We start from the raw sequence: 22,528 nt of genomic DNA on the forward strand, positions 1-22,528 counted from the left end.
CCGCTGACCAGCCGATCCACCGGCAGGCGGCCATCGCGATAGAGCTCGATGAAGCGTGGAATATCGCGCAGCGGCACACAGGTGCCGATGTAGCTGCCCTTGAGCGTGCGCTCTTCGCCCACCAGTTGAACGACGTTGACCGGCAGCGCCGAACCGGGCGGCGGCAAACCGGCGGTCACGGTCATGCCACCGCGTTTGGTCATTTGCATGGCGTTGTCCAGTGCGCGGATCGAACCGGCCATTTCGAACACATAGTCCGCGCCGCCCCCGGTCAATTGCCGCACCTGCTCCACGGCGTCCGGGTCGCCGCCATTGACCACCGCAGTGGCCCCGACTTCTTTAGCCAGTGCGAGCTTTTCGGGTGACAGGTCGACGGCAATGATTTTGCTCGCCCCGGCCGCCCTCGCCCCCAACACCGATGCCAGGCCGACACCACCCAGCCCGATCACCACGGCGGTCGAGCCCACCCGCAGCTGCGCGGTATTCACCACAGCGCCAACCCCCGTCAGCACTGCACAACCAAACAGCGCCGCTTCGACAAACGGCAGATCGCGGTCGATCTTGACCACCGAGTTGCGCGACACCACCGCGCATTCGGCAAACGCCGAAACGCCGAGATGGTGATGGACGTGACCGGCAGCACTGCTTAAACGCACCGAGCCATTGATCAGCGTGCCGGCGGCATTCGCTTTTGCCCCCGGCTCACAGAGCGCCGGCCGACCTTCTGCGCACGGCAGGCAGTGGCCGCAACTGGGCATGAACACCATCACTACATGGTCGCCTGGCTCAAGGTCACTGACCCCATCGCCGAGTGCTTCGACCACGCCCGCCGCTTCGTGGCCGAGCGCCATGGGCATTGGTCGCGGGCGGTCGCCATTGATCACCGACAGGTCGGAATGGCACAAGCCTGCGGCACGGATACGCACCAGCACTTCGCCCGGCCCCGGTGGCGCCAGCTCGATGGTTTCAATTGCGATCGGCTTGCTCTGCGCATAAGGCGGCGCAACATTCATATGTCTTAGAACAGCAGCTCTGACTTGCATCTTTCGTCTCCGACGCAGCTGGACTCGATAGTGAGTACTCATCACTATGCCGCAGCCCGCCCACCTCAGAAACGCATCGCCAGGCGTAGCTGTTTGGAATTGAATTCGCAAAAGCACGCTGTCCCGGCGGGCACGCATTCGGGTCGAATTGTTATTTCGGTTCTCAAATCTTGTGCTCGGCCACCGCGTTCCCGGCCACCCATCCACTGCTTATCCTGAACCCGCAAACAACATCACTGCGTCCCCAGAGGCGCCTGAATGAGGGTTTCAAGATGACCGAAGCAAGCACCCGGAAAAAACTGGTCGAGGCCGCACCCCATGCCTCGTTCAATCTCGACGAGATCGTCAAGACATTCCCCGAAACCGCCGAAACACTGCTGGTCGATACGCGCCTGACTGACGAAGACGAAGCCAGTGCGCGGGTCTTCCGGGTCTATCACCCGACGCCTGCGCACTATCACGCCACCTGCGACGAATACCTGATTGTGCTGTCCGGGCGCGCGACCTTTTTCATGGGTGACCGCGAAGAATTCGAGGTCGGTCCGGGCGAGATGCTGTTCTTCAAGAAGTTCACCATCCACGGCATGCCGAAGATTCTCGAACACCCGCTGTTCATGGTGTCGGTCGACACTCCGCGTCGCGATCCAAGCGACATCATCTTTGTCGATCCATCCAGCGGCACCGCCGAATCGTTCGTGCAGGCAAAGCCATGAACAGCAGCGCGCTGGAAGTTTTCGCGACCTTTCCAGTCGAGCGCCCCGGCAATCCGACCGTAATGCCGGACGGGCGCGTGCTGGTATCAGTCTCGGCGATCATCGCGCCGTCGATCTCGGTGCGCGCCGTATCCGAAAACGGCGAGCATGCGGCCTATCCCGATGAGGTCTGGGCCGGCAAACCCGGCGTCGACGGCCGTGGCATGTCTGCCGTGATCGGCATTCGCACGGACCCGCAAGGGATCGTCTGGATCCTCGACATGGGCAGCCCGCAGCAACAGCCCCGGCTCATCGCCTGGAATGATCGCGAACAACGCCTGCACCGCCTGATCGTGTTGCCGCAGAACGTACTTCGCCCGAGTTCCTTCACCCAGGACTTCGTCATCGACTGGCGCCGCCAACGCATTTACATCGCCGACATGACGATGAACCCCAGCGGTGCGAGCGACTATCCGGCCATCGTCGTGGTCGACCTGCAAAGCGGTCTTTCGTGGCGTTCGCTGGAGTGCTACCCGGGCCTGATGCCCGGCGATGTGCCGCTGATGGTCGCCGGTAAACCGCTGTCGCTGCGCACACCGGATGGCGAGGTCATTGCTTACCAGTACGGGCTGAACCCTATCGCCATCGACCCGTTGGGCCGATGGGTCTATTTCGGTTCGATGTCGGCGCGCAAGGTCTACCGCATCGCCACCGAAATCCTCGCGCAACCTGCCGCCAACGCGCCGTTGAGCGAGGCGGTGGAATACTGGTGCGAGAAGCCGCATTGCGACGGGTTTGATGTCGATGCACAAGGCAACGTCTATGTGACGGACATCGCCAACAGTGCGATCGGGCTGGCCTCTCCTGCGGGCTATCGCATCCTGGCCCAGGACGACCGACTTCTTGCCTGGCCGGACGGGGTCGAGCTCGATGCGCAAGGAAAATGGCTGTACATCACAGCGAACCAGTTGCACCGACACCCGCTGCTCAATGCGGGTGAAGACGCCAGCCAGCCGCCCTTCCATGTTCTGCGTTTGCGGGTGGATGCACCGATGGGGTTGAGCGAAGCGCCATGAGCATCCGGTCTGTTGTCATTGCGCTGCTGTTGACGGTAAGCGCCATTGGCCTGGCGCTCGCGGATGTCAGTGCCGGCGTATGGATCTATGCCGCGGTGGCGCTCGCGGCGGCAGCGCTCTCGCGGGGCGGTCCGGACCGTTGGCCCGGTTGTATGTTCGAGGGGCCGAGGGTCTCCCTGGCGCATCGTTTGCTGACTCAATTGGCAGCGCTGGTGTGTTTGCTGTTGGCGCAATGTCTGCGTGGAGACCTGCGGGACATTCTTTCGGTTGCCGGGATTCTGCTGTTTGTTCATGCCTTGCTGGTGGCTTGCGTGCCGCGAATTGGCAGGGTGATTCGCCGGTGAATGAAGGGCGTGAGCCTGATTTCTGCCGCCCCCTATCAACTGTAGGAGCTGGCTTGCCGGCGAAAGCGCTGGGTCAGATGAAATATTTGTCGACTGAAAGGACGCATCGCCAGCAAGCCGGCTCCTACAGGAGACATGTACATCCGATGCATCAGGCTGGCCGCCGGAGCATCGCCAACAACGACATCACCCGATCACACCACAAACCATTATCAAAACACCCTGAAAACACTCTCCTCCCACACAGGTGAAAACATGAGTGAAGTCCACATCTGGATTGCCATTGAACGCCCCATCGAACAGGTCTGGTCGCTACTGGGCGGCTTTGACTGGCTCCCGCGCTGGGTCGAGGTCATCGCCAGCAGCCGTCTCAGCGACAGCGGCCGCCTGCGCCATCTGAAAACCACGGACGGTGCCGTCATTGTCGAGCGCTTGCTCACGTTCGACGAAAATGAAAAATACTACAGCTACGCCCTGCTCGAAGGCCCCTCACCGGTCACCGACTATGTCGGCACGATGTCAGCCCAGAGCGATGGCAACGGTAGAACGCTGGCCTCCTGGTCAAGCACTTTCCAGGTCCTGGAGGCCGACGAAGCGCAGGTCGTCGCGCGTCTCGAGGCGCTCTACCGCAATGGTCTCGAGCGCCTGAAAGCCATCGTCGAAACCATGGACTGAGCACCGAAAAAGTCTTATCCCCGGTTCATGAAGGCCTGCAGACGCGGCACCATAAAGTCGAGGAACGTCCGGATACGCTGGGGCACATGCTGCCCGCCCTGATACAGCGCATGGACTTCCTCGCAATCATGCCCGGTCTGCGCAAGCACCTCGACCAGACGCCCCGAGGCCAGGTCCTCATCAATGTGAAAATCGGCCAATCGGGCAATCCCGACCCCGGCGATGGCCATGCGCCGAACCGTCTCGCCATTGTTCGCTTGCAGGTTGCCCTGAACGATGCGATCAACGATGCGACCACTCTGATGCATCGGCCAGACCGGACTGGAGCGGCGGAAATTGAAGCTCAGGCAATTGTGCTCGGCGAGGTCTTCAAGGGTCTGGGGCACGCCGTACTTTTCCAGGTAGTCGGGGGACGCCACCATCTTGCGTCGGGCAACACCGATACGCCGTGCGCGCAACGTCGAGTCGGTCAATACGCCGACCCGGAAGGCAACGTCGGTGCGGTCCAGGTACATGTCGACGATGTCATCGCACAGGGACAGGTTGATCTGAATGTTCGGATGGGCTTCCCAGAACGCCGGCAGATTCGGTTCGATCGCCAGCGTGCCAAACGCCACCGAGGCATTGATGCGCACGGTCCCACGGGCTTTCTGTGCACCTTGGGCCAAGACTCTTTCGACGTCGTCGAGCTCGGCCAGCAAAGCATTACTGCGCTCGTAGTAAATGCGGCCCTCATCGGTCAACGACAGCTTGCGGGTCGAGCGCTCGAGCAGACGAACCCCCAGGCGCAGCTCCAGGCGAACGATCAGCTTGCTGACCGTGGAAGGTGTCATCAGCATCTGCCGCGCGGCCTGTGAAAAGCTGCCGGCATCGACGACCCGCACAAAAACCTGCATCTCGCCCGCTCTGTTATCCACGTCTGTCTCCCGTTCATTGATTAGTGAAAAAATATCACAGGCGACACTCCTCGATACGCCGGAATATGCGGGTCAATGTTCATTGAACTTGTGAATATTTTTCATAAAAAGTTGTAGGAGCGGGCTTGCTGGCGATGGCGGCTGTTCAGGCACACCGCGTCGCCTGCAAGCCGGCTCCTACAGAAACCCGGGCTTACCTGACACACCACCCAACCTGTAGGAGCCGGCTTGCCGGCGATGGCATTTGTTCAGGCATACCGCGTCGCCTGAATCGCCAGCAAGCCGGCTCCTACAGAAATCGGTGTTTACCTGACACACCACCCAACCTGTAGGAGCCGGCTTGCCGGCGATGGCGTCTCTGCAGGCACACCGTGTCGCCTGAATCGCCAGCAAGCCGGCTCCTACAGAAACCCGGGCTTACCTGACGCACCACCCAACCTGTAGGAGCAGGCTTGCCGGCGATGGCGGCTGTTCAGGCACACCGCGTCGCCTGAATCGCCAGCAAGCCGGCTCCTACAGAAACCCGGGCTTACCTGACACACCACAAAACCTGTAGGAGCCGGCTTGCTGGCGATTCAGGCGCTGCGGTGCATCAAGTACGCTGAAACCTACCGGGACGGCCCGCCGGCTGGCTCGGCCACTTCCCGGGTCAGAAAGTCGATCAAGGCCCGCGCGGTCGCTGACAATTGGCGATGGGGCGGATAGATCACCGAGAACGGTCGGGAGCGTCCGCCCGACTGTTCAAGCAGCGGCACCAGGCGTCCACTTTGAATGCGCTCGCGGACGATGAAATCGTAGCTCTGGCAAATCCCCATGCCGTGCTCGGCCAGGGACACAATGCCCAGCACGTCGTCGGACACCTGCATATTCGCCTCGGGTATCCACTCCCGATCAACTCCCTGTTCGCGAAACAGCCAAGGCCCGACGCGGCCGCTGCTGGGCATCACAAACGGCAGGCAGGCATGCGCCGCCAGTTCGTCGACACTGCGCGGTGTGCCGGCACGTTTCAGGTAGTCCGGCGCGGCGACCAGGCACAACCCCGCGTCCTCAAGCTTGCGTCCGATCAGGCCACTGTCCGGCAATTGCCCGAGACGAATCGCCAGGTCATACCCTTCCGCCACCAAATCCACATTGCGATTGCTGATGCTCAACTCGATGCGCACTTGCGGGTACTGCCGGGTAAAGCGGCACAGCAATGGCGGCAACCGATAATGCCCGTAGGTCGTCGGCACACTCAGCCGCACACGCCCGGTCAGCTCGCCTTCCTGCCCCTGGATCGTTCGTTCGGCATCATCGATCAACCCGAACGCCGCGCGGGATTGTTCAAGGTAAAGCAGGCCCGCCTCGGTCAGACTCAGACGCCGGGTCGTGCGCCGCAACAGCTGGACGCCGAGGCGCGCTTCCAGGCGCGAAATCGCCCGGCTGACCACCGACGGCGTGGTCGCCAGAAACACCGCCCCGGCGCTCAACGAGCCCTTTTCCACCACGGTGACGAACACTTCAACGTCCGCGAGATAATCGAATCGACGGGTCACTCTTACCTCCAAAGAACAAGTGCTTTCCTTCGCAGCGAGTTTATCGCCCATACAGGCATGAATATAGTGAATCAACGATCCGGCGACCGCCGATCGATCACCTCACTGTTCGGAAGCTCCCATGCGCCCTATCGCCCGACTCGCCCTCGCCATGACCATTTCCGCGGCTGCCTTCAACGCACAGGCCAGCAATGTCCTGATCGTGCTGTCCGATTCCGATCACCTCGACCTCAAGGACCAGAAGGTTTTCGCCACCGGTTTCTACCTGAACGAACTGATGCAACCGGTGAAACTACTGCTCGATGCCGGGCACTCGGTCACCTTCGCCACGCCGACCGGCAAGGCGCCGACACTGGACCAATCGTCCAACGACAAGATGTATTTCAACAATGACGTGGCGGCCTTACAGGCGCACAAGGCGTTGCTGGATCAGCTAAAAGTCACTTCAAAAGGCGAATCGCCGGTCATCAGCCTGGCGCGGGTCGAACAGATCGGCTACGAGCATTTCGATGCCGTCTACGTCCCCGGTGGCCACGCGCCGATGCAAGACCTGCTGCACAGCGCCGCGCTGGGGAAACTGCTGAACAACTTCCATGACAACGGCAAGACCACCGCCCTCGTCTGCCACGGCCCGATTGCCCTGCTGTCGACCCTGGCCGATCCCGTCGCGTTCACCCGACAACTCGAAACCGGCGGCAAAGCCTCCACCAAAGGCTGGACCTACGCCGGCTACAAATTCACGGTCATCAGCAATCAGGAAGAGGAATTGGCCAAGGGCTTGTTGAATGGCGGCGCGATGAAGTTCTATCCGCAAACGGCGCTGGAACACGCGGGCGGCGTCTATCGCAGCAACACCTCGCCGTGGGCCTCCAACGTCGTCATCGACCGCGAACTGGTGACCGGCCAAAACCCAGGTTCGGCGCTGGACGTGGGCAAGGCAATCGTCGAGCGTCTCAAGCCTCGGAGCTAGAGACTGAGTGGTCCCGGAATGGTAAAACTCGTGGCGTTGTTTTTTGTTTGAATGGCCTCGAAAAAGGATCACATCGGTGAAGTCACCCGCCACGCCAGATTCAAGTGTCACCGCCGAGTCTGGCCTGCGCCTGCAAACCCGGCTGATCGCGCTGGTGGTGGCGGTGACCTTCTTCATGGAAAACCTCGACGCGACGGTCATCGCCACCGCGCTGCCCGCCATGGCCAGCGCATTCGGCATTACGCCGGTCGACATGAACATCGGCATCACCGCCTACATTCTTGCGGTGGCGATCTTCATCCCGCTGTCCAGCTGGATCGCCGACCGCTTTGGTGCGCGAAAAGTGTTTGCCGGCGCAATCGTCGTCTTCACCCTCGCCTCGCTCCTGTGCGGGCTCAGCCAGAACATCGAAATGTTCGTTTTCGCCCGCGTGCTCCAGGGCATCGGCGGCGCGTTGATGGTGCCGGTGGGACGCCTGGCCGTGCTGCGCAACACCGACAAAAAAGACCTGGTGAAAATGATCGCGGTGATTACCTGGCCCGGCCTGGTAGCGCCCATTCTCGGGCCAATCGTGGGCGGCCTGATCGTCACCCATGCGTCATGGCCGTGGATCTTTTACGTCAACCTGCCGCTCGGCGCTTTGGCGTTGTTCGCCGCACTGTGGCTGGTGCCCGAAGGACGCGAAGAACACATCCGTCCGTTCGACGGCAAAGGATTCGCCCTGCTTGCCGGCGCCTGCGCCTCTCTTCTGGGCGGCCTGGAATGGCTGGGCAGCCAGCACGGCAACGCCATGTACTCAGGACTCGCGCTAGTGATCGCCGGCGCGATTCTCGCCGCATGGGCCGTGCACCACTGCCGACATCACACCCACCCGCTTTTGCCGCTCGGCACCGTTTCCATCAACACCTTCCGGGTCAGCCTCTTCGGCGGATCACTCTTTCGCCTGGCCATCAGCGCCTTGCCGTTTTTGCTGCCGCTGCTGTTCCAGGTCGGCTTCGGCTTATCGCCCGTCGACGCCGGCCTGCTGGTGCTCGCAGTATTCGCCGGTAACCTGGCGATGAAGCCGTTCACCACAGCGATCATGCAGCGTTATGGCTTTCGCCAAGTCCTGCTGGTCAATGGCGTCATCGGCGTAATTTCCATTCTGGTCTGCGCGCTGTTTACCCCTCAGACGCCATTTGCCGTGATTGCCGCCGTGCTATTTGTCGGCGGCTTGTCGCGATCCATGCAGTTCACTTGCTACAACTCCATCGGCTTTGCCGACGTACCCAAGGCACGCATGAGCGAAGCGTCGGCGTTGTTCAGCCTGTTTTTTCAATTGGCCATGGGGTTGGGGGTGACGGTTGCGGCGTTGTTGTTGCGAGCGTCGATGTCGGTGCAAGGCCATGAGTTGCAGGCGCAGGTGGCTGACTTTCGAGTGGCGTTTGTGGGTGTGGCGGTGTTGGGGTTGTTGGCGTTGGTTGATGTGATCAGGTTGCCCAAGGATGCGGGGGATAGTGTGTTGAAGCGAGTTTGAGCCTGCCTCAAAGCGGCTGAACAGAGACGGCTCATTCGAGCCGCCCCTGTACTTGATTACCCGCGTTTGGGCAGTTTCCAGTTGGGTCGGATGAAGTGGCAGGTATAACCGTTGGGAAGCCGTTCGAGGTAATCCTGGTGTTCCGGTTCCGCTTCCCAAAACGGCCCGGCCGGGGTGATTTCGGTGACCACCTTGCCGGGCCAAAGGCCGGAAGCTTCGACGTCGGCCACGGTGTCTTCGGCAACCTCTTTCTGCTCATCGCTGAGGTAGAACAACGCAGATCGGTAGCTCGCGCCGACATCGTTGCCTTGGCGATTTTGGGTGGTAGGGTCATGAATCTGGAAAAAGAACTCGAGAATCTGGCGATAGCTGATTTGTTGCGGATCGAACACGATCTCGATGGCTTCCGCGTGATTGCCGTGGTTGCGATAAGTCGCGTTCGGCACATCGCCTCCCGTGTAACCCACCCGCGTGGACAGCACGCCAGGGTAACGTCGCAGCAAATCCTGCATACCCCAGAAGCAACCACCGGCCAGGATGGCGGTTTCGGTTTGCGTCGTCATGAACGGTCATTCTCCTCAATGAAAGTAGCGCGTTATTGATTACGGATCGGACTGTTGAACGAGTCGGAGCGACTGCCGCACGGGTGTCGACGCAATGATCATAAACCTTAACCGCTACGCCGTAAGCTCGACGTAGCTCGACTCCCCACCACCCGTCGCGCCCGACAACCAACCCCAAACGAAGGCCAGAGTGGTACGCCCGGCGTGATCAACGCCCACCGTGCCACGAGACCAGCCGGCAAGCATCTCGCCATCCGCCGTCAAACACTGAAAAAGCAGCTCAATCGTATCGGGGCCTGTCACACGCCCGACTTGATGACCGATGCGTATCCGTCCGCCCTGGTAAGTGCTCGAAATGGCATTCCCCTCGACGTGGTAGTGAAACACGGTGCCTGCACCGGACAGCCCTTGAGCGTTATTCGCGACGGTAAACCGGCGATTGTTCAAACGCTCGCTGACTTGAGAAAAGGGGGTTTCCATGAATGTCGCGTCCTTTGGTTGAGAGGTTCCGTTTTTAGGCTTTGAAGATCCTAACTCACTCTTCTCCAAGTGATGAAGACACTGGGTTGGCGATCTCTGATGCTGTGGCTTCAATCCAAAAACAAAAAAGCCCTGCCCCGACTAATTGGGGCAGAGCTTCTATTGGCGCATCACGTTATATCAACGCCCTCGCCTACTCCTGCGGGTCAACCTGATCCAGCACCCGATTCACCGTCAATTCCGCTAACGCAATCATCTGCTGAATGCCCAGTGCCAAATTGCATTTGGGACCTTCGAGTATGAACGCCAGCTCACTGGCCATAACGCTTGCAGAAGCGAGTGTTTCGCACGCGTGAACCAGCAAGGTTTCAGTGCTGGCGGTGGGGACGACGGCGAAGATCGGGTTTGGCCGGCGCTCGGCCTCGGCGGGTTTGCGGGGTGGGGATTCAGAAGTTTCGGAGGGGTTAACGTTTTCGTCGAGCATTTGGAACTCCAATGAACTGGGCTCCTATGAGAAAGTCGGGCTACCACACCCGGTCGCTGTATTGGCAGCGGCAGAGGGAGGTTAGTAATGTTACTTCCTAGGTGCAAGCCTATTAGGTTGTAGGAAATTTCGATGGCGTTAGGCGCCGAATTTGTAGGGATTGATTTCGGTCGAAGCAAATTTTCTGTGAGCGCGAATAAATAAATCTATCCCCTTTTCCTCTGAAGTTTGCGCACAAAGCCTAGGTCGTGAGATAGGGCTTCACTGCGTCTTCGAGCATGTCCACCAGCTCAGGATCCATGTAGCGAAAGTCGTCGGGAATATCCAGAGTGTAAATCCGCTTGTGTTCAAGCAGGCGGGCGTACTCGGCTTGCAGGCGATTCAGGTGTTTGCGTTCCATGACGAAGATGACATCGGCCCAGCGAATATCCGCTTGGCCGATGGGTTTGCGTGCGTTCGGACTTGTGCCCGCCGAGCGGGCATTGAAGCCGGGGCGGCGGTGCCAGATCGCTTCCGCCGTGGGACTACGCCATTGATTACGACTGCAGACGAACAGAAGGTTTGTCACGCTTGATCCAACAGTTGGCGGGTGGTGCGGATGGGATAGTTCATGCCGAGTTGGCGTGCCCTGACAAGCTTGTCGGCACGGGTGTACATCAGCTTCCAGTTCTTTTCCGGCTTGAACTTCAGCGGATTAACCGCTTTGTCATTGCCGTGTTTACGGGCCTGTGTGCGTCTCCAGGCGCGGGTTCTTTCCATGGTCATTTCCTCGTGAGTACCGGGTTCAGCAGCCGCGGTAATACGAGTTGGGAGTATGGTAAGCGTAAATCGGGGGCAGTGGCTACGTTGTTGAGTGCTCGATACCAGCAGCGCCCGCTTCTGGCCGAATTTTGCCTGTCGCGAAGGACGGCAACCGACCCATAGCAGCCCTTCTCGGAGGGCAGCTAACGGCCAGAAGCAGCCATTGAGCGTCTACAAAATCAGGGGCGATTCACCTTTTTATTTCTTGAGTTCCGCTACAAGAGCCTCTGCTCCTTTGTTCATCAGAGTTTCATTTCCGTCCCTGAACCACTTAAACAAAAAGTCGAAGACAGGCGGATTCCTCTTTCTATGATCGAAAATCTGATCCTGTAAGGCCCTGCATTTAACTTTAAGTAGCGATTCTTCTTTTCCAGAAGCAGCCTCAGACCAAAGTTTTTCAGACAGTTCCTTCAGCTTGTCCAGTCTATCTGCTGCGTCACTATGCTCCATCATTTGGCGGTAGCCGAAGACATAGGTGGATGCAAGAGGTGCCACGATGTAGGCCAAAAACTCAAACATATCCTTCTTTTCATACAGGCCGTAAGCGACCAGTCCTAGCGCAATGGAAACAAGCACAATTCTTATGAAAAGGGAGTACCTCCTTCTCATTCTGCAGTCCCACCACAAATTAGCCCTTTGGCAAATTATTATCCCAAATACTTCAGGGATAGCATCTATAATGGCTGGATACCACTTTCTTAGATAATTTCTTTTCTTTTCACTCAACCCGTACTTGTGAGACTCCTCTTGAATTAATTCAGATTCTGGTTTTTTTCCGACAGCAATATCACTCCAATCCAAACCGAAAACTCTAGTATCAAAGAGCTCTTGAGCTCTAGCGGCATTGTCTCTCAGTTTTTTGACCCATGGTGTAAATACAAAGAGATCAAATACCACAGCCAAAATACCCCAGAGAGCCACATACCCCTTCAGTTCCGGTTTCAAAATCGTTGTAATCGCAGCGCAGATCGCAATTGGCCCGCTGAGCACCATTTGAAGTCCAATAATGCACTTCGCTCTTGAATAGAGACTTCTTTGAGCAGCAAGTAGATCAACATTCTCTGGTAGCTCTTGCCTTTGAATTATGCTCATAAGTAGTACTCAGGAAATTTATTATCGTACAGCAGGCGCCACCAATCAAAAGCCTCTTTCACATTGCCCAGCGATCCAGCTGCATCAGCTTTCCTGGCTCGTGTAGCTGCTGTATTTAGTTTGGATAGTGCGTCCTCCTTTTGAACATCGCTGTTGCAAGGATAAATGTAGCCAGCGACCCCCATTGGGTCTTGCATAGCAGGTAGGCCATCACTGCTAAGACGTTCAAGAAAATACTTCACATCCAAGTTATGAATAATGACTTGTTCATCGCTCGCATATTTAGCTACTTTCATCTCTAGGTAAAATGATTTGATGGGGACGCCCTGATAGTATTTCCAGGCTTTTATAAACCGTATAAGCGGCTTGACCTTGCCATCATGCTTTCGATCAATTTCGGAAACATAGTAATTATGAGCATCAGGACTCACCTGCTGCCAGCCATTGTTACTGTCTGCGATATCATAGACCTTAAAGCCTTTTTCTTCTTTTAGATAATCAGCTACAACAATCTCCGAGTCTTCCGATTTATATTGTCCAAATGGACAAACAACCGCGGGAGTGTCAATAGTTACACCAGTTGTTGGAAAGCGGGCTTGCAAGGCATTTTTCACCTTCACAAGTGATGGGGTAGAGGTTCTTGTCAAAACACTTCTTGGGAGGCAAGCCAAATAATCCACGTCACTATATCCGCTTATGTTAGTGCCGTTCCCAAAGGAGCCAATTCTGGAAAATCGATTCAAGCCAAAGTTGTTTTTCAAGCAGGTTTCAATAGAGCTTCTATGAGATTTCGCTGCTGCCGTTTCCGCAACAGATGTTTTGATTTTGTTGTGAAAATCAATAAAACCTTGTTCAATAGTTCGCGGCACACCCCACCCTCCTTGTTTATTAACGCAACCACCCATATTGGGGTGAATTGATAAAATTCAAGTCCTGTATAGCTCAAATATGCACTGAATCGCATCGGATTTCGTAGACGAATCCTATTGACCACTCTTGGCCGGTAGCGACCTTTCGCGACAGGCTGCTTAGGGTCGGTTGCTGCCTGTCGCGGAGGGCAGCAATCGGCCAAAAGCAGTCGTTGGCGAAGGACTGCTTTCAACCACAAAGGGACCTCAAGGTTGTAAAGAAAGTTACTGAGGTTCAGTTCTTCACTTCCAAAAAATTGAGAGACTCAATCAATCCGGGCAAGGGTGCTCCGTTCTTCGCAGACTCATGCAAAAAGAGACGGTGGTTTGGGAGGAAGTGGTGGTGCTTCAAGTCTTCGCATCCACTGATTGAAGGGCACTGTTTGACCGGGGATTTGGAATGGATTAGAAAGAACGTGGCAGAATTGTTCTGCGTGGCTTGATCTGTCAGCAGGATACAAAAAGGACACGTCGTATTTCTTCAAGATGGCGAATGTACTCTCATTGGGGTAGGGATCGTCAATGTGATCATGTAGAAAAAGCTCGTAAAGCAATAGCCAATTTTGGTCTAGCTCATAGAGCGTTGCGTCGTTGATAATCCTTAATGCATATTCTTTAACCAGGGCCATGGAGCTGTTGAACTTGCATAGCATAGTGATTGCTGCACAGTCTTTAGAATTAATCACTTCTGTAATTTGATTGCCGCCTGGCTCGCGATTAAGCTGCTTTAAGTAATAAAGAGCCCAGCACATACCATCAGATCGCCTATGCAGTGCATTGATTGTAATGATTTTGTTTAGCTTGTCGTGTGTTGCATCTATATCATACGCATCGGATCGAGCATCAATTTTTTCGAGTAGCGGAAGCAGAGCTGGGAAATGCCAAGAGAGATTTAATGCATAGTTAAAAACGGCAACCGCAGTTTCATTACTTGCTCGAGGGGCAATTGCACTGAGAGCATACCTAAGCACGCTACCGTCTGGAGTTTCTTTGTTGAGACGAACGGCGAAATCAAGAAAATTAATAGCTTCGCTAGTGCTTAGTGTGAGTATTCCTTCATTGTCCGTACGTTTGGGGAGAGCGTTGTTTAGCGAAGATGTCCATGAGTCCTGCAAGGGCTCGGGCAATTCCTTGATGGAGGTTTTATTTAAATTTAGGGATAGTCTATAGCTTGATAGCTCTTGCCCCAACATTCGGATAAAATTTTGTGCCTCGTCATGTGTTTCGCAATACGCTGTGTAATCATCGATATACCTTGTAAAAATAAAACCATATTCGTCGAGAACTTTATCAATTCTGCATAAAATTATCTCTACAGCTAAGTTGGAGGCTGCGGGACCTATAGGGAGGCCAGAGGTTTCGTTTCTTTTCGTATTTCTGAATGCGATATCTAGAAGGCTACTCCAATGTTTTGGCTTTGCATAAAGATTTTTTTTTGCTTCATCGTATCCTTGGATAGCCCATTCAAGAGAATGCGAGTAAACAGAGCCAAAGCAGTTAGAAATGTCGGTATGGGCACGAAATCGTTTCCCAAAGGTATCTTCAAGGGCGGTATTAGTGCGGGTTTCATGACTCTCGTAGTTCATGATAATCATCCTCCCGTCGATATGCTCTTCTACTCGGATGGCGCTCTGGTTACTGGATGTCAACTTCGTTATTTCCTCGTAGTTGGCCATGATTCTTGCATGCAATCTTGCATAAGCGAGCGGATGTAGTAGAGCCAAGTTGCGAGAAATGTTGTTGTATCGAGTTACGCGGTATTCAACAAGATCGAACCAGTGCTGTTTTCGAGTATCTTGAATAGGTAACTTTGAAAGCTCTACTGCGATTTCCGGAGTAAAACGTCGTGTTGTAAAGCAAGGAGGCAACTCGCTAGCTGAGTCTTTCTGATTTGGAAAGTAATTCCATCTCGTCAAAGCCTCTGAGAAATGTCGCTCAGGAGAAAGACCTAGTGGGATGCTAGTGAAGGGACTAGTGAACTCTTTCAATTAAATCTCCTTATTCAATCTTTTTCTTGTTTGCCGAGGGGTGAAAAATACTTTGTTGCCCGGAGTTCAGTCTTAAGCCCAATCGATATTACAATTATTTTGAGAAGATTCTACGTGTTTATTAGACAGGCTGAGTGTGGGCGCCATTGTGTAAATAGTCAGTTATGATTAGGTTAAGCTGGCAAAAAAGAATATTCAAAATTAATTTCTGATGTTTCCGTTTTTTCCATAAGTAGTGCTTTTAGATCCAGTATTTTCGATGCATTAATAACATACCCAAGGTTCACCATCTGCGGAGTTAGCGGTATTGGGACCGCTGCTGTTGGGACGTTCTGAACAATGATCTCACCTTTAGAGGTGTGAACTGGGCCGCCCCATAGAATGCCAATCAACGCGCTCCGCTTCTTTGACGCGAGGATCTGTCCTGTGGTGTCCGTCAGAGCGAAATGTTCTTTCGTTACAACCGGGCTTCCGCTTGAACCAGGGAAGCAGGCACAATCAATGAGAAACTGTTCTTTGCCATCAAATGGAAGGTTGGGGTCACTTGCAATTATTCCACGTCTAACGATAGGCAGGTTATGTTTGTCGTCGGACAAGCCGATGGGGTAACCGACCATTAATATGTCGTCCGCAACAGAGATCTCATTGAGCTCGGCCTGTGTGATTATGTCGGTTTCGATGAACATATTTCCATATCCGAAAAGCTTTCTGCTCATCAAATCGTTATATACGGGGCCGACGCAGATAGCTGCAAGGTCTATTCTGGGATCTGGATGCTCGATAAGCATCTGTTCCAAACCAGATGTTATTAAGTATTCTGCAATACCGCCTCTGGTCTCGTAGTCACCCTGAGCTGATGTGGAAATGCGAAGCTTAATAGTTTTAGCACCCTCCAATACATGTTTGTTAGTGACTAGGATTGGGGCTAGGTTTTCTTTGTCTATCATGAAGCCAAATAAAAACCCCGTTCCACGAGATCCGGAGGCATCTATTTTTATGGTGGTTGTGCTAAGAACGTTTTTTTTGATTTTTGAGGGTTTCATATTATCGCTCCTTGAATATTTAAGACAGTTAGGGTGTTCTGTAGCCTTGGGTTCTCATATTTATAAGCTATAAGCTTGGGGTGGTTGAATGTTGCGCGCCTAATGTACTGATAGATGGCGCCGGTAGATGTTTCTGACTGCAACCGTGGAGGTCAGAGTCATTCCGTGTCCGATAAAGATTACCGCCGTCAGGCTAAAGCGCAAGCCTGGATGATCGCGCACAGAGGAGCTATACCCTATCCGCTAGTCAAGGCCAACTCGGCCGAAGGCAAAGGCGCCATGCAGGGAGGGGGATATGTCCAGCGCCTAGCGACTCGCGGCGGATAGTGCATAAGTATTTGGTAATAATCCGCACAGCACGAGCGTCCGCTCATGGCCGATTGCTGCCTTTCGCGAAGGGCAGTGAATGGGTCTACTCAGGTCTGCTTCGAAGCCCAATGGGGCTCCTCCACTTATCACGACAAAGCAGCAATCAATCTTTCAACAAGCTATCCGCAATTGTCCCCGAAAAAACTGCCTCAACCGGCCCAACAAGAAACACCGCCCCCACGCCATCCCATTGAACCGTCACACTCCCGCCATCACATTCAACCTCAACGGTATCGTCCAACAACCCCCGACGAATCCCGTTAACCGCAGCACCACAAGAGCACGAACCTGAACCCAGCGGAATCCCGCCCCAGCGCTCCCAAATACGCAGTCGAATATGCTTGCGGTCAATGACCTGAACGAAGTGCACATTCGTCCTGAGCGGAAACAGCGGGTGGGTTTCAAGGGTCGGTCCGATGGCCGCAATATCAATCGCCGTCAGGTCATCCACAAAATAGGTGCAGTGCGGATTACCCATACTGCACGCCGCCGGGCCGCCATCAAGGGGCAGAACCAACGTATCCATTTCATGAGTCAGGGGAACATCCGACCAGCCGAACAGCGGCGGTCCCATGCTGACGGAAATGTTGCCGTTGGAGGTTCGTTGGCAAGTGAGCAGCCCCCGGTTAGTGCGGAGCGTTATCGACGTCGAATTCGATTCGCGCATCAGCCTGTCCGCGGCACCCCGCGTTGCGCTGCCACACACATCCAGCGTGGAGCCATCGGTATTCCAGAACATCAATCGTGCATCGGCGTCTTCGCAATCGAGCACCACGGCGAGTTGATTGAAACCGATGCCGCGGTGGCGATCCCCCATTCGCCGAGCCAGGGCGCTTGTCACTGGATTGGCCGAGTTTCGCGCGTCCACGACCACGAAGTCGTCGCCATTGGCGTGCATCTTATGGAAACTCTGCGGCATATACAGATCCCTGTGGTGAATGGCCGTTTGCAGGCGATCTAGCCCCATTTGCCTGGCTTTTTCAAGCCGTGTGAAAATTCGAGCGGCAAGTGTGTTTGGTAATCAGATCAATAGCTGAATATTGTATGCACCCACTGAACCAGAGCCTTTCAATGCCCAATCACTACTACCACGAAATATGGCTCTCTCCCGACGAGGACGGCGAGCTGCTTCCTTCCTGTATCCCCCTCGGACCTGCGGGGATGCAGCCAGAAGCGTGAGCGAGCCTGGAAGTGAATGCGTGTGGATTTTCTGGGCGATGTCCCACATTGAAGCAATGCAGATTTACTACGAATTTATGGATTTCGGAGCGTATCAAACAGAGTTTCGAGAGGACTCGATGCCCTTCCCGAACGCTTGGATATCAGAGCAGCTCGCCTTTCTTTCAACGCTCAGAAACGGATAATGTTGATTTGTAATCTCAAGGATTGAGGATTGGAAATGAGTATTTTTAGTCGCTTCAAAAAACCTGCAAAGCACAATCCGGCAGAGCAACTGGTCGGCTACTCGGTATCGGAGCTCAGGTCTGTATTTACTGAACCTCTTTTGCGCCTCACTCAACGTCTGACTGGCCGTCCACAGGTAGTGTCTTTGGACGATGTCGGTGTCGCAGCGTATTACTCTGCCTTTTTGATCGAAAACGAAGACGCCCTGAAGCTTCTGAAACTCATTGAGTCAAATTTCGAATTTGAGAGTGAAAAACCATTCAAGGATCTGCCGGTAAGGCGCTATTCAGGCATCCAGAAAAATGAGCATCTGATCTACTTAAAATCCGACGGAGAATTTAACTCCACAACGGTCCGAATGGTCACCAACAGCATCGAATTCCTGGGCATCATTCAGAATGAAAAACTTGCTGTTCCGCCCCCTTGGGTTGCGTTCGACGGGTACAACCCTCTCTGGTGGGGAGGCAATATGCAAGGCGCCCAGGGCTACTACAACGACAACTACTTCGTACCTTTTTTCACTCAATTGAGTGACACAGAAAAACAGGAGTACTTTGTAAGGTTCAAGGCCACGGACGAATGGATTGAAAGCTTGGAGCTGATGTACGGCGAAGACTGAATCCACGCACCACAAAAGCTCATCAAGCTCGCGCATTTCGCATACCCGCCAGCCCCGTATTCCAGGCACAAAAAAGCCCACTGACCGTCACCGGTGCAGTGGGCTTTTTGACTGGGCGTCTGGTTACAGAGCCATATCAGTTGCAGCGTTTGCCTTCGGCGCTTTTGGCGCTTCAGCCGGGGCAGCCGCCGGAGCCGCTACTTGACCGATCGCCGGTGGCGGGGTCAGTTGCAGGACCTTGGCGGTGTAAGCCCACTCTTGTGCAACCTTCTCAGGACTGCCATTCAGCTGAGTGCCGTAGCTTGGCACGATCTGGTGCAGTTTTTCCTGCCAGGCTGGCGAAGCGACCTTGTCCTTGAACACTTTCTGCAGCACGGTCAGCATGATCGGCGCAGCGGTCGAAGCACCTGGCGATGCGCCCAGCAGGCCGGCGATGGTGCCGTCAGCGGAAGCAACGATTTCGGTGCCCAGTTTCAGCACGCCACCGGCGGCTTCATCACGCTTGATGATTTGCACGCGCTGGCCGGCTTGCCACAGGCGCCAGTCTTCAGCCTTGGCGTTCGGGAAGTATTCTTTCAGGGCGTTGAGGCGGTCTTCGTCAGACAGCATCAGTTGACCGGCAAGGTACTCGACCAGCGGGTATTCCTTGATGCCGACCTTGGTCATTGGCCACACGTTGTGCGTGGTGGTGGTGGTCAGCAGGTCCAGGTACGAGCCTTCTTTGAGGAACTTGGTGCTGAAGGTCGCGAATGGGCCAAACAGGATCACGCGCTTGCCGTCCAGGACACGGGTGTCCAGGTGCGGAACCGACATCGGCGGTGCGCCAACGGAAGCTTTGCCGTAGGCCTTGGCCAGGTGTTGCTCGGCGATGGTCGGGTTTTCGGTGACGAGGAACGAACCGCCGACCGGGAAGCCTGCGTATTCCTTGGCTTCAGGAATGCCGGACTTCTGCAGCAGGTGCAGGGCACCGCCGCCCGCGCCGATGAACACGAACTTGGCGTCGGTTTCGGACTTGCTGCCGTCTTTCAGGTTTTTGTAGCTGACGCGCCAACTGCCGTCTTCGTTCTTGGTGATGTCTTGCACTTCGCTAGACAGTTTCAAGTCGAATTTCGGGGTGGTTTGCAGGTGCGCAACGAACTGGCGGGTGATCTCGCCGAAGTTCACGTCGGTGCCGATCGGGGACCAGGTGGCCGCGATTTTCTGGTTCGGGTCGCGCCCTTCCATCATCAGCGGAACCCACTTGGCGATCTGCGCCGGGTCTTCCGAGTACTGCATGCCGGCGAACAGCGGGCTCGCTTGCAGGGCTTCGTAGCGCTTTTTCAGGAACTTGATGTTGTCATCGCCCCACACAAAGCTCATGTGCGGTGTGGAGTTGATGAACGAACGCGGGTTTTTCAGCACGCCTTGCTGAACCTGCCAGGCCCAGAACTGACGGGAGATCTGGAACGCTTCGTTGATTTCAACGGCTTTCGGGATCGAGACATTGCCCTTGTCGTCTTCCGGGGTGTAGTTCAACTCGGCCAGGGCGGAGTGACCGGTACCGGCGTTGTTCCAGCCGTTGGAGCTTTCCAGGGCGACGCCGTCGAGGCGCTCGATCATTTCCATCGAGGTGCCAGGTTCCAGCTCATTGAGCCATACACCGAGGGTCGCGCTCATGATGCCGCCGCCGATCAGCAGCACATCGACTTTCTTTGCCTCTTCCGCGTGGACGGACGTGATCCCCATCGACAAAGCCAGCCCCAGCAGGGCCGTGTTCATTTTCTTAAACATCTTGTAGCACCTTTGATAAAACGTCATCCGCCCTTCCATCCTCACGACGAAACCCTTGTTTCACACGGCATTCAGGCAAATGTCGTGGGGGCTCGCACATGAGATCCGGAGGGTGGGCACACAAGGCCGACGTGATCCATCGACCTCAGTTTATATGTCCCTACTGAACTGACTTTTTATCTTTATTGGCTTCAGCTACTTGAGCGACAGTGATTCTGTTGGCGCGTCTCGAGGACACGCAAACTGAATAGGTCAAACCAAGTTGAGGTGAAGAATATCACGCCGGAGCAAACCCGCGCGTCTGTTCCCGACCTGATAGTCCGAACACGCGCGCCGGGGCCACTATACTCAACCTGTTTTTTCGATGAACCGGTGAGGAGCAGTCATGAGCGATAAAAACGATCTGCGCAAATATTCCTCTCAAGTGGTCGATGGCGTGGAGCGTGCGCCCGGTCGTTCGATGCTGCGGGCCGTGGGTTTCACCGACGAGGACTTCAAGAAACCGCAGATCGGCATCGCCTCGACCTGGGCGATGGTTACGCCGTGCAACATGCACATCGACAAACTGGCGGTCGAGGCCGAGAAAGGCGCGAATGCCGCCGGGGCCAAGGGCGTCATTTTCAACACCATCACCATTTCCGACGGCATCGCCAACGGCACGGAAGGCATGAAGTATTCGCTGGTGTCACGCGAGGTGATTGCCGATTCCATCGAGGTCGTGGCCGGTTGCGAAGGCTTCGACGGCCTGGTGACCGTGGGCGGTTGTGACAAGAACATGCCGGGCTGTCTGATCGGCATGGCGCGGCTGAACCGCCCTTCCATCTTCGTCTATGGCGGGACGATTCGGCCCGGTGCCGGCCACACCGACATCATTTCCGTGTTCGAAGCCGTGGGCCAGAATGCCCGTGGCGACATCAACGAAATCCAGGTCAAGCAGATCGAGGAAGTGGCAATTCCCGGCCCCGGTTCCTGCGGCGGAATGTACACCGCCAACACCATGGCATCAGCCATTGAAGCGCTTGGCATGAGCCTGCCCGGTTCCAGCTCTCAGGACGCTGTCGGCAGCGACAAGGCCTCGGACAGTTTCCGCGCCGGCCAGCAGGTCATGGAGTTGTTGAAGCTGGACCTCAAACCGCGGGACATCATGACCCGCAAAGCCTTTGAAAATGCGATCCGCGTGGTCATCGCCCTCGCCGGTTCGACCAACGCGGTGCTGCATCTGTTGGCCATGGCGCACGCGGTGGATGTCGAGTTGACGCTGGATGATTTCGTCGAGTTGGGCAAGGTCTCGCCAGTGGTGGCCGACCTGCGCCCCAGCGGCAAATACATGATGAGCGAACTGGTCGCCATCGGCGGCATTCAACCGCTGATGAAGCGCATGCTCGCGGCCGGCATGCTGCATGGCGATGCGATGACGGTGACCGGCAAAACCCTCGCGGAAAACCTCGAAAACGTGGCGGATTATCCGGAAGGCCAGGACGTGATTCTGCCCTTCGACCAGCCGGTGAAAAAGGACTCGCACCTGGTGGTGCTGCGCGGCAACCTTTCGCCCACTGGCGCGGTGGCCAAGATCACGGGCAAGGAAGGTTTGCGCTTTGAAGGTACGGCGCGGGTTTATCACGGCGAAGAAGGTGCGCTGGCCGGGATTCTCAACGGCGAAGTGAAAGCGGGTGACGTGATCGTGATTCGCTACGAAGGGCCCAAGGGCGGTCCGGGCATGCGCGAAATGCTCTCGCCGACGTCGGCGGTCATGGGCAAGGGGTTGGGCAAGGATGTTGCGCTGATTACCGATGGCCGCTTTTCCGGGGGTTCACACGGTTTTGTGGTGGGGCATATTACGCCGGAAGCCTTTGACGGTGGGCCGATTGCGTTGATCGAAGACGGCGACAAAATCACCATCGATGCCGAAACCCGGCAGATCACGGTCGACGTTTCCGATGCCGAACTGGCCGAGCGCAAAACCCGCTGGGTGCGGCCGGAATCCCGGTACAAACGCGGGGTGTTGGCGAAGTATGCGAAGACGGTGTCCAGCGCCTCCGAGGGTGCCGTCACCGATAAATACCTTTAGTGCTTTGATTCTGCCTCGTTTGAGCGATTGCCATCGCGAGCAGGCTCGCTCCCACAGTTGATCTTCGCGTTGACGCAATCAATGTGGGAGCGAGCCTGCTCGCGATGGGGTCCGGTCTGGCAACATCAATGTTGAATGGATATCACAGCCGAAACCGATCCACCGACTGCG

22 protein-coding genes and 1 pseudogene are annotated in these 22,528 nt (G+C 55.6%); 9 read left to right on the top strand and 14 right to left on the bottom strand.

Features of this window, described 5'->3' with window-relative positions; translation table 11 throughout:
• On the bottom strand, positions 1-1,043 hold a 1,043-nt coding region (locus PMI32_RS28025), incomplete at its 3' end, for a zinc-dependent alcohol dehydrogenase family protein (protein ID WP_008024138.1).
• A 272-nt stretch (positions 1,044-1,315) separates the two neighbouring features.
• On the opposite strand from PMI32_RS28025, the gene PMI32_RS28020 reads away from it, so the two are divergent.
• The 4 genes from PMI32_RS28020 (at position 1,316) to PMI32_RS28005 (ending at position 3,830) form a co-directional block, all read left to right on the top strand.
• On the top strand, positions 1,316-1,756 hold the full coding sequence (locus PMI32_RS28020) for a cupin domain-containing protein (RefSeq protein WP_008024140.1): 441 nt from the start codon (positions 1,316-1,318) through the stop codon (positions 1,754-1,756).
• A complete protein-coding gene (locus tag PMI32_RS28015) occupies positions 1,753-2,811 on the top strand; it encodes an L-dopachrome tautomerase-related protein (RefSeq protein WP_008024142.1) in 1,059 nt (352 codons plus the stop codon). The genes PMI32_RS28020 and PMI32_RS28015 overlap by 4 nt, the downstream gene beginning before the upstream one ends.
• Positions 2,808-3,155, top strand: a complete 348-nt coding sequence (locus PMI32_RS28010; RefSeq protein WP_008024144.1) for a hypothetical protein — start codon at positions 2,808-2,810, stop codon at positions 3,153-3,155. The genes PMI32_RS28015 and PMI32_RS28010 overlap by 4 nt, the downstream gene beginning before the upstream one ends.
• Positions 3,156-3,410: 255 nt before the next feature.
• A complete protein-coding gene (locus tag PMI32_RS28005; RefSeq protein WP_008024145.1) occupies positions 3,411-3,830 on the top strand; it encodes an SRPBCC family protein in 420 nt (139 codons plus the stop codon).
• A gap of 14 nt (positions 3,831-3,844) precedes the next feature.
• On the opposite strand, the gene PMI32_RS28000 is transcribed toward PMI32_RS28005, so the two are convergent.
• On the bottom strand, positions 3,845-4,747 hold the full coding sequence (locus PMI32_RS28000) for a LysR family transcriptional regulator (RefSeq protein ID WP_008024148.1): 903 nt from the start codon (positions 4,745-4,747) through the stop codon (positions 3,845-3,847).
• 608 nt (positions 4,748-5,355) lie between these two features.
• Positions 5,356-6,282, bottom strand: a complete 927-nt coding sequence (locus PMI32_RS27995; RefSeq protein WP_008024149.1) for a LysR family transcriptional regulator — start codon at positions 6,280-6,282, stop codon at positions 5,356-5,358.
• 121 nt (positions 6,283-6,403) lie between these two features.
• Here PMI32_RS27995 and PMI32_RS27990 point away from each other — a divergent pair, with 121 nt between their 5' ends.
• Positions 6,404-7,252 carry a type 1 glutamine amidotransferase domain-containing protein gene (locus PMI32_RS27990; protein ID WP_008024154.1) on the top strand — a complete coding sequence of 283 codons (849 nt, stop codon included), beginning with the start codon at positions 6,404-6,406 and terminating at the stop codon, positions 7,250-7,252.
• Positions 7,253-7,328: 76 nt separating this feature from the next.
• Positions 7,329-8,768 carry a DHA2 family efflux MFS transporter permease subunit gene (locus PMI32_RS27985; RefSeq protein WP_008024158.1) on the top strand — a complete coding sequence of 480 codons (1,440 nt, stop codon included), beginning with the start codon at positions 7,329-7,331 and terminating at the stop codon, positions 8,766-8,768.
• A gap of 56 nt (positions 8,769-8,824) precedes the next feature.
• Here PMI32_RS27985 and msrA read toward each other — a convergent pair whose 3' ends face one another.
• The 9 genes from msrA to PMI32_RS27945 all read right to left on the bottom strand — a co-directional run bounded on the left by msrA (position 8,825) and on the right by PMI32_RS27945 (position 16,127).
• Positions 8,825-9,331 carry a peptide-methionine (S)-S-oxide reductase MsrA gene (gene msrA / locus PMI32_RS27980; RefSeq protein ID WP_008024159.1) on the bottom strand — a complete coding sequence of 169 codons (507 nt, stop codon included), beginning with the start codon at positions 9,329-9,331 and terminating at the stop codon, positions 8,825-8,827.
• A gap of 114 nt (positions 9,332-9,445) precedes the next feature.
• Complete coding sequence (locus PMI32_RS27975) at positions 9,446-9,811, bottom strand: avidin-fold protein (protein WP_008024161.1); 366 nt, start codon at positions 9,809-9,811, stop codon at positions 9,446-9,448.
• A 193-nt stretch (positions 9,812-10,004) separates the two neighbouring features.
• Positions 10,005-10,295 carry a DUF6124 family protein gene (locus tag PMI32_RS27970; protein WP_008024162.1) on the bottom strand — a complete coding sequence of 97 codons (291 nt, stop codon included), beginning with the start codon at positions 10,293-10,295 and terminating at the stop codon, positions 10,005-10,007.
• A 241-nt stretch (positions 10,296-10,536) separates the two neighbouring features.
• Positions 10,537-10,863 (bottom strand): low molecular weight protein tyrosine phosphatase family protein, encoded by a 327-nt coding sequence (locus PMI32_RS27965; RefSeq protein WP_008024165.1) that lies wholly within the window; start codon positions 10,861-10,863, stop codon positions 10,537-10,539.
• Complete coding sequence (locus PMI32_RS27960; RefSeq protein WP_008024167.1) at positions 10,860-11,054, bottom strand: hypothetical protein; 195 nt, start codon at positions 11,052-11,054, stop codon at positions 10,860-10,862. The genes PMI32_RS27965 and PMI32_RS27960 overlap by 4 nt, the downstream gene beginning before the upstream one ends.
• 240 nt (positions 11,055-11,294) lie before the next feature.
• On the bottom strand, positions 11,295-12,188 hold the full coding sequence (locus PMI32_RS27955; protein ID WP_008024169.1) for an S-4TM family putative pore-forming effector: 894 nt from the start codon (positions 12,186-12,188) through the stop codon (positions 11,295-11,297).
• Positions 12,185-13,057 carry a nucleotidyltransferase domain-containing protein gene (locus PMI32_RS0128555; RefSeq protein WP_008024172.1) on the bottom strand — a complete coding sequence of 291 codons (873 nt, stop codon included), beginning with the start codon at positions 13,055-13,057 and terminating at the stop codon, positions 12,185-12,187. The genes PMI32_RS27955 and PMI32_RS0128555 overlap by 4 nt, the downstream gene beginning before the upstream one ends.
• Before the next feature lie 344 nt (positions 13,058-13,401).
• Complete coding sequence (drt4, locus tag PMI32_RS27950) at positions 13,402-15,084, bottom strand: antiviral reverse transcriptase Drt4 (RefSeq protein WP_008024174.1); 1,683 nt, start codon at positions 15,082-15,084, stop codon at positions 13,402-13,404.
• A gap of 173 nt (positions 15,085-15,257) precedes the next feature.
• Complete coding sequence (locus PMI32_RS27945) at positions 15,258-16,127, bottom strand: S1 family peptidase (RefSeq protein ID WP_008024176.1); 870 nt, start codon at positions 16,125-16,127, stop codon at positions 15,258-15,260.
• A gap of 216 nt (positions 16,128-16,343) precedes the next feature.
• Here PMI32_RS27945 and PMI32_RS30980 point away from each other — a divergent pair.
• Positions 16,344-16,451 (top strand): annotated as a pseudogene (locus tag PMI32_RS30980) (DUF3455 domain-containing protein); the annotation flags it as partial.
• 148 nt (positions 16,452-16,599) lie between these two features.
• Here the strand turns inward: PMI32_RS30980 and dapF are convergent.
• Complete coding sequence (dapF, locus tag PMI32_RS27940; RefSeq protein WP_008024177.1) at positions 16,600-17,415, bottom strand: diaminopimelate epimerase; 816 nt, start codon at positions 17,413-17,415, stop codon at positions 16,600-16,602.
• A 480-nt stretch (positions 17,416-17,895) separates the two neighbouring features.
• Between dapF and PMI32_RS27935 the strand changes: the two genes are divergently transcribed.
• A complete protein-coding gene (locus PMI32_RS27935; RefSeq protein WP_008024179.1) occupies positions 17,896-18,519 on the top strand; it encodes a hypothetical protein in 624 nt (207 codons plus the stop codon).
• Positions 18,520-18,642: 123 nt separating this feature from the next.
• Here PMI32_RS27935 and mqo read toward each other — a convergent pair whose 3' ends face one another.
• A complete protein-coding gene (gene mqo / locus PMI32_RS27930) occupies positions 18,643-20,289 on the bottom strand; it encodes a malate dehydrogenase (quinone) (protein WP_032828550.1) in 1,647 nt (548 codons plus the stop codon).
• Between the two features lie 385 nt (positions 20,290-20,674).
• Between mqo and ilvD the strand changes: the two genes are divergently transcribed.
• On the top strand, positions 20,675-22,357 hold the full coding sequence (gene ilvD / locus PMI32_RS27925; protein ID WP_008024183.1) for a dihydroxy-acid dehydratase: 1,683 nt from the start codon (positions 20,675-20,677) through the stop codon (positions 22,355-22,357).
• The last annotated feature ends 171 nt before the right edge of the window (positions 22,358-22,528 follow it).

This window comes from Pseudomonas sp. GM60 (assembly GCF_000282415.1).
Classification (GTDB): domain Bacteria; phylum Pseudomonadota; class Gammaproteobacteria; order Pseudomonadales; family Pseudomonadaceae; genus Aquipseudomonas; species Aquipseudomonas migulae.

Excerpts from the sequence above, each read along its gene's own strand:
- PMI32_RS27935 (WP_008024179.1), top strand. The coding sequence starts at position 17,896 with ATGAGTATTTTTAGTCGCTTCAAAAAACCTGCAAAGCACAATCCGGCA.
- ilvD (WP_008024183.1), top strand. The coding sequence starts at position 20,675 with ATGAGCGATAAAAACGATCTGCGCAAATATTCCTCTCAAGTGGTCGAT.
- msrA (WP_008024159.1), bottom strand. The coding sequence starts at position 9,331 with ATGACGACGCAAACCGAAACCGCCATCCTGGCCGGTGGTTGCTTCTGG.
- PMI32_RS27975 (WP_008024161.1), bottom strand. The coding sequence starts at position 9,811 with ATGGAAACCCCCTTTTCTCAAGTCAGCGAGCGTTTGAACAATCGCCGG.
- PMI32_RS27990 (WP_008024154.1), top strand. The coding sequence starts at position 6,404 with ATGCGCCCTATCGCCCGACTCGCCCTCGCCATGACCATTTCCGCGGCT.
- dapF (WP_008024177.1), bottom strand. The coding sequence starts at position 17,415 with ATGCCGCAGAGTTTCCATAAGATGCACGCCAATGGCGACGACTTCGTG.
- mqo (WP_032828550.1), bottom strand. The coding sequence starts at position 20,289 with ATGTTTAAGAAAATGAACACGGCCCTGCTGGGGCTGGCTTTGTCGATG.
- PMI32_RS28005 (WP_008024145.1), top strand. The coding sequence starts at position 3,411 with ATGAGTGAAGTCCACATCTGGATTGCCATTGAACGCCCCATCGAACAG.
- PMI32_RS28020 (WP_008024140.1), top strand. The coding sequence starts at position 1,316 with ATGACCGAAGCAAGCACCCGGAAAAAACTGGTCGAGGCCGCACCCCAT.
- PMI32_RS27970 (WP_008024162.1), bottom strand. The coding sequence starts at position 10,295 with ATGCTCGACGAAAACGTTAACCCCTCCGAAACTTCTGAATCCCCACCC.
- PMI32_RS28015 (WP_008024142.1), top strand. The coding sequence starts at position 1,753 with ATGAACAGCAGCGCGCTGGAAGTTTTCGCGACCTTTCCAGTCGAGCGC.
- PMI32_RS27955 (WP_008024169.1), bottom strand. The coding sequence starts at position 12,188 with ATGAGCATAATTCAAAGGCAAGAGCTACCAGAGAATGTTGATCTACTT.
- PMI32_RS27960 (WP_008024167.1), bottom strand. The coding sequence starts at position 11,054 with ATGGAAAGAACCCGCGCCTGGAGACGCACACAGGCCCGTAAACACGGC.
- PMI32_RS28010 (WP_008024144.1), top strand. The coding sequence starts at position 2,808 with ATGAGCATCCGGTCTGTTGTCATTGCGCTGCTGTTGACGGTAAGCGCC.
- PMI32_RS27945 (WP_008024176.1), bottom strand. The coding sequence starts at position 16,127 with ATGAAACCCTCAAAAATCAAAAAAAACGTTCTTAGCACAACCACCATA.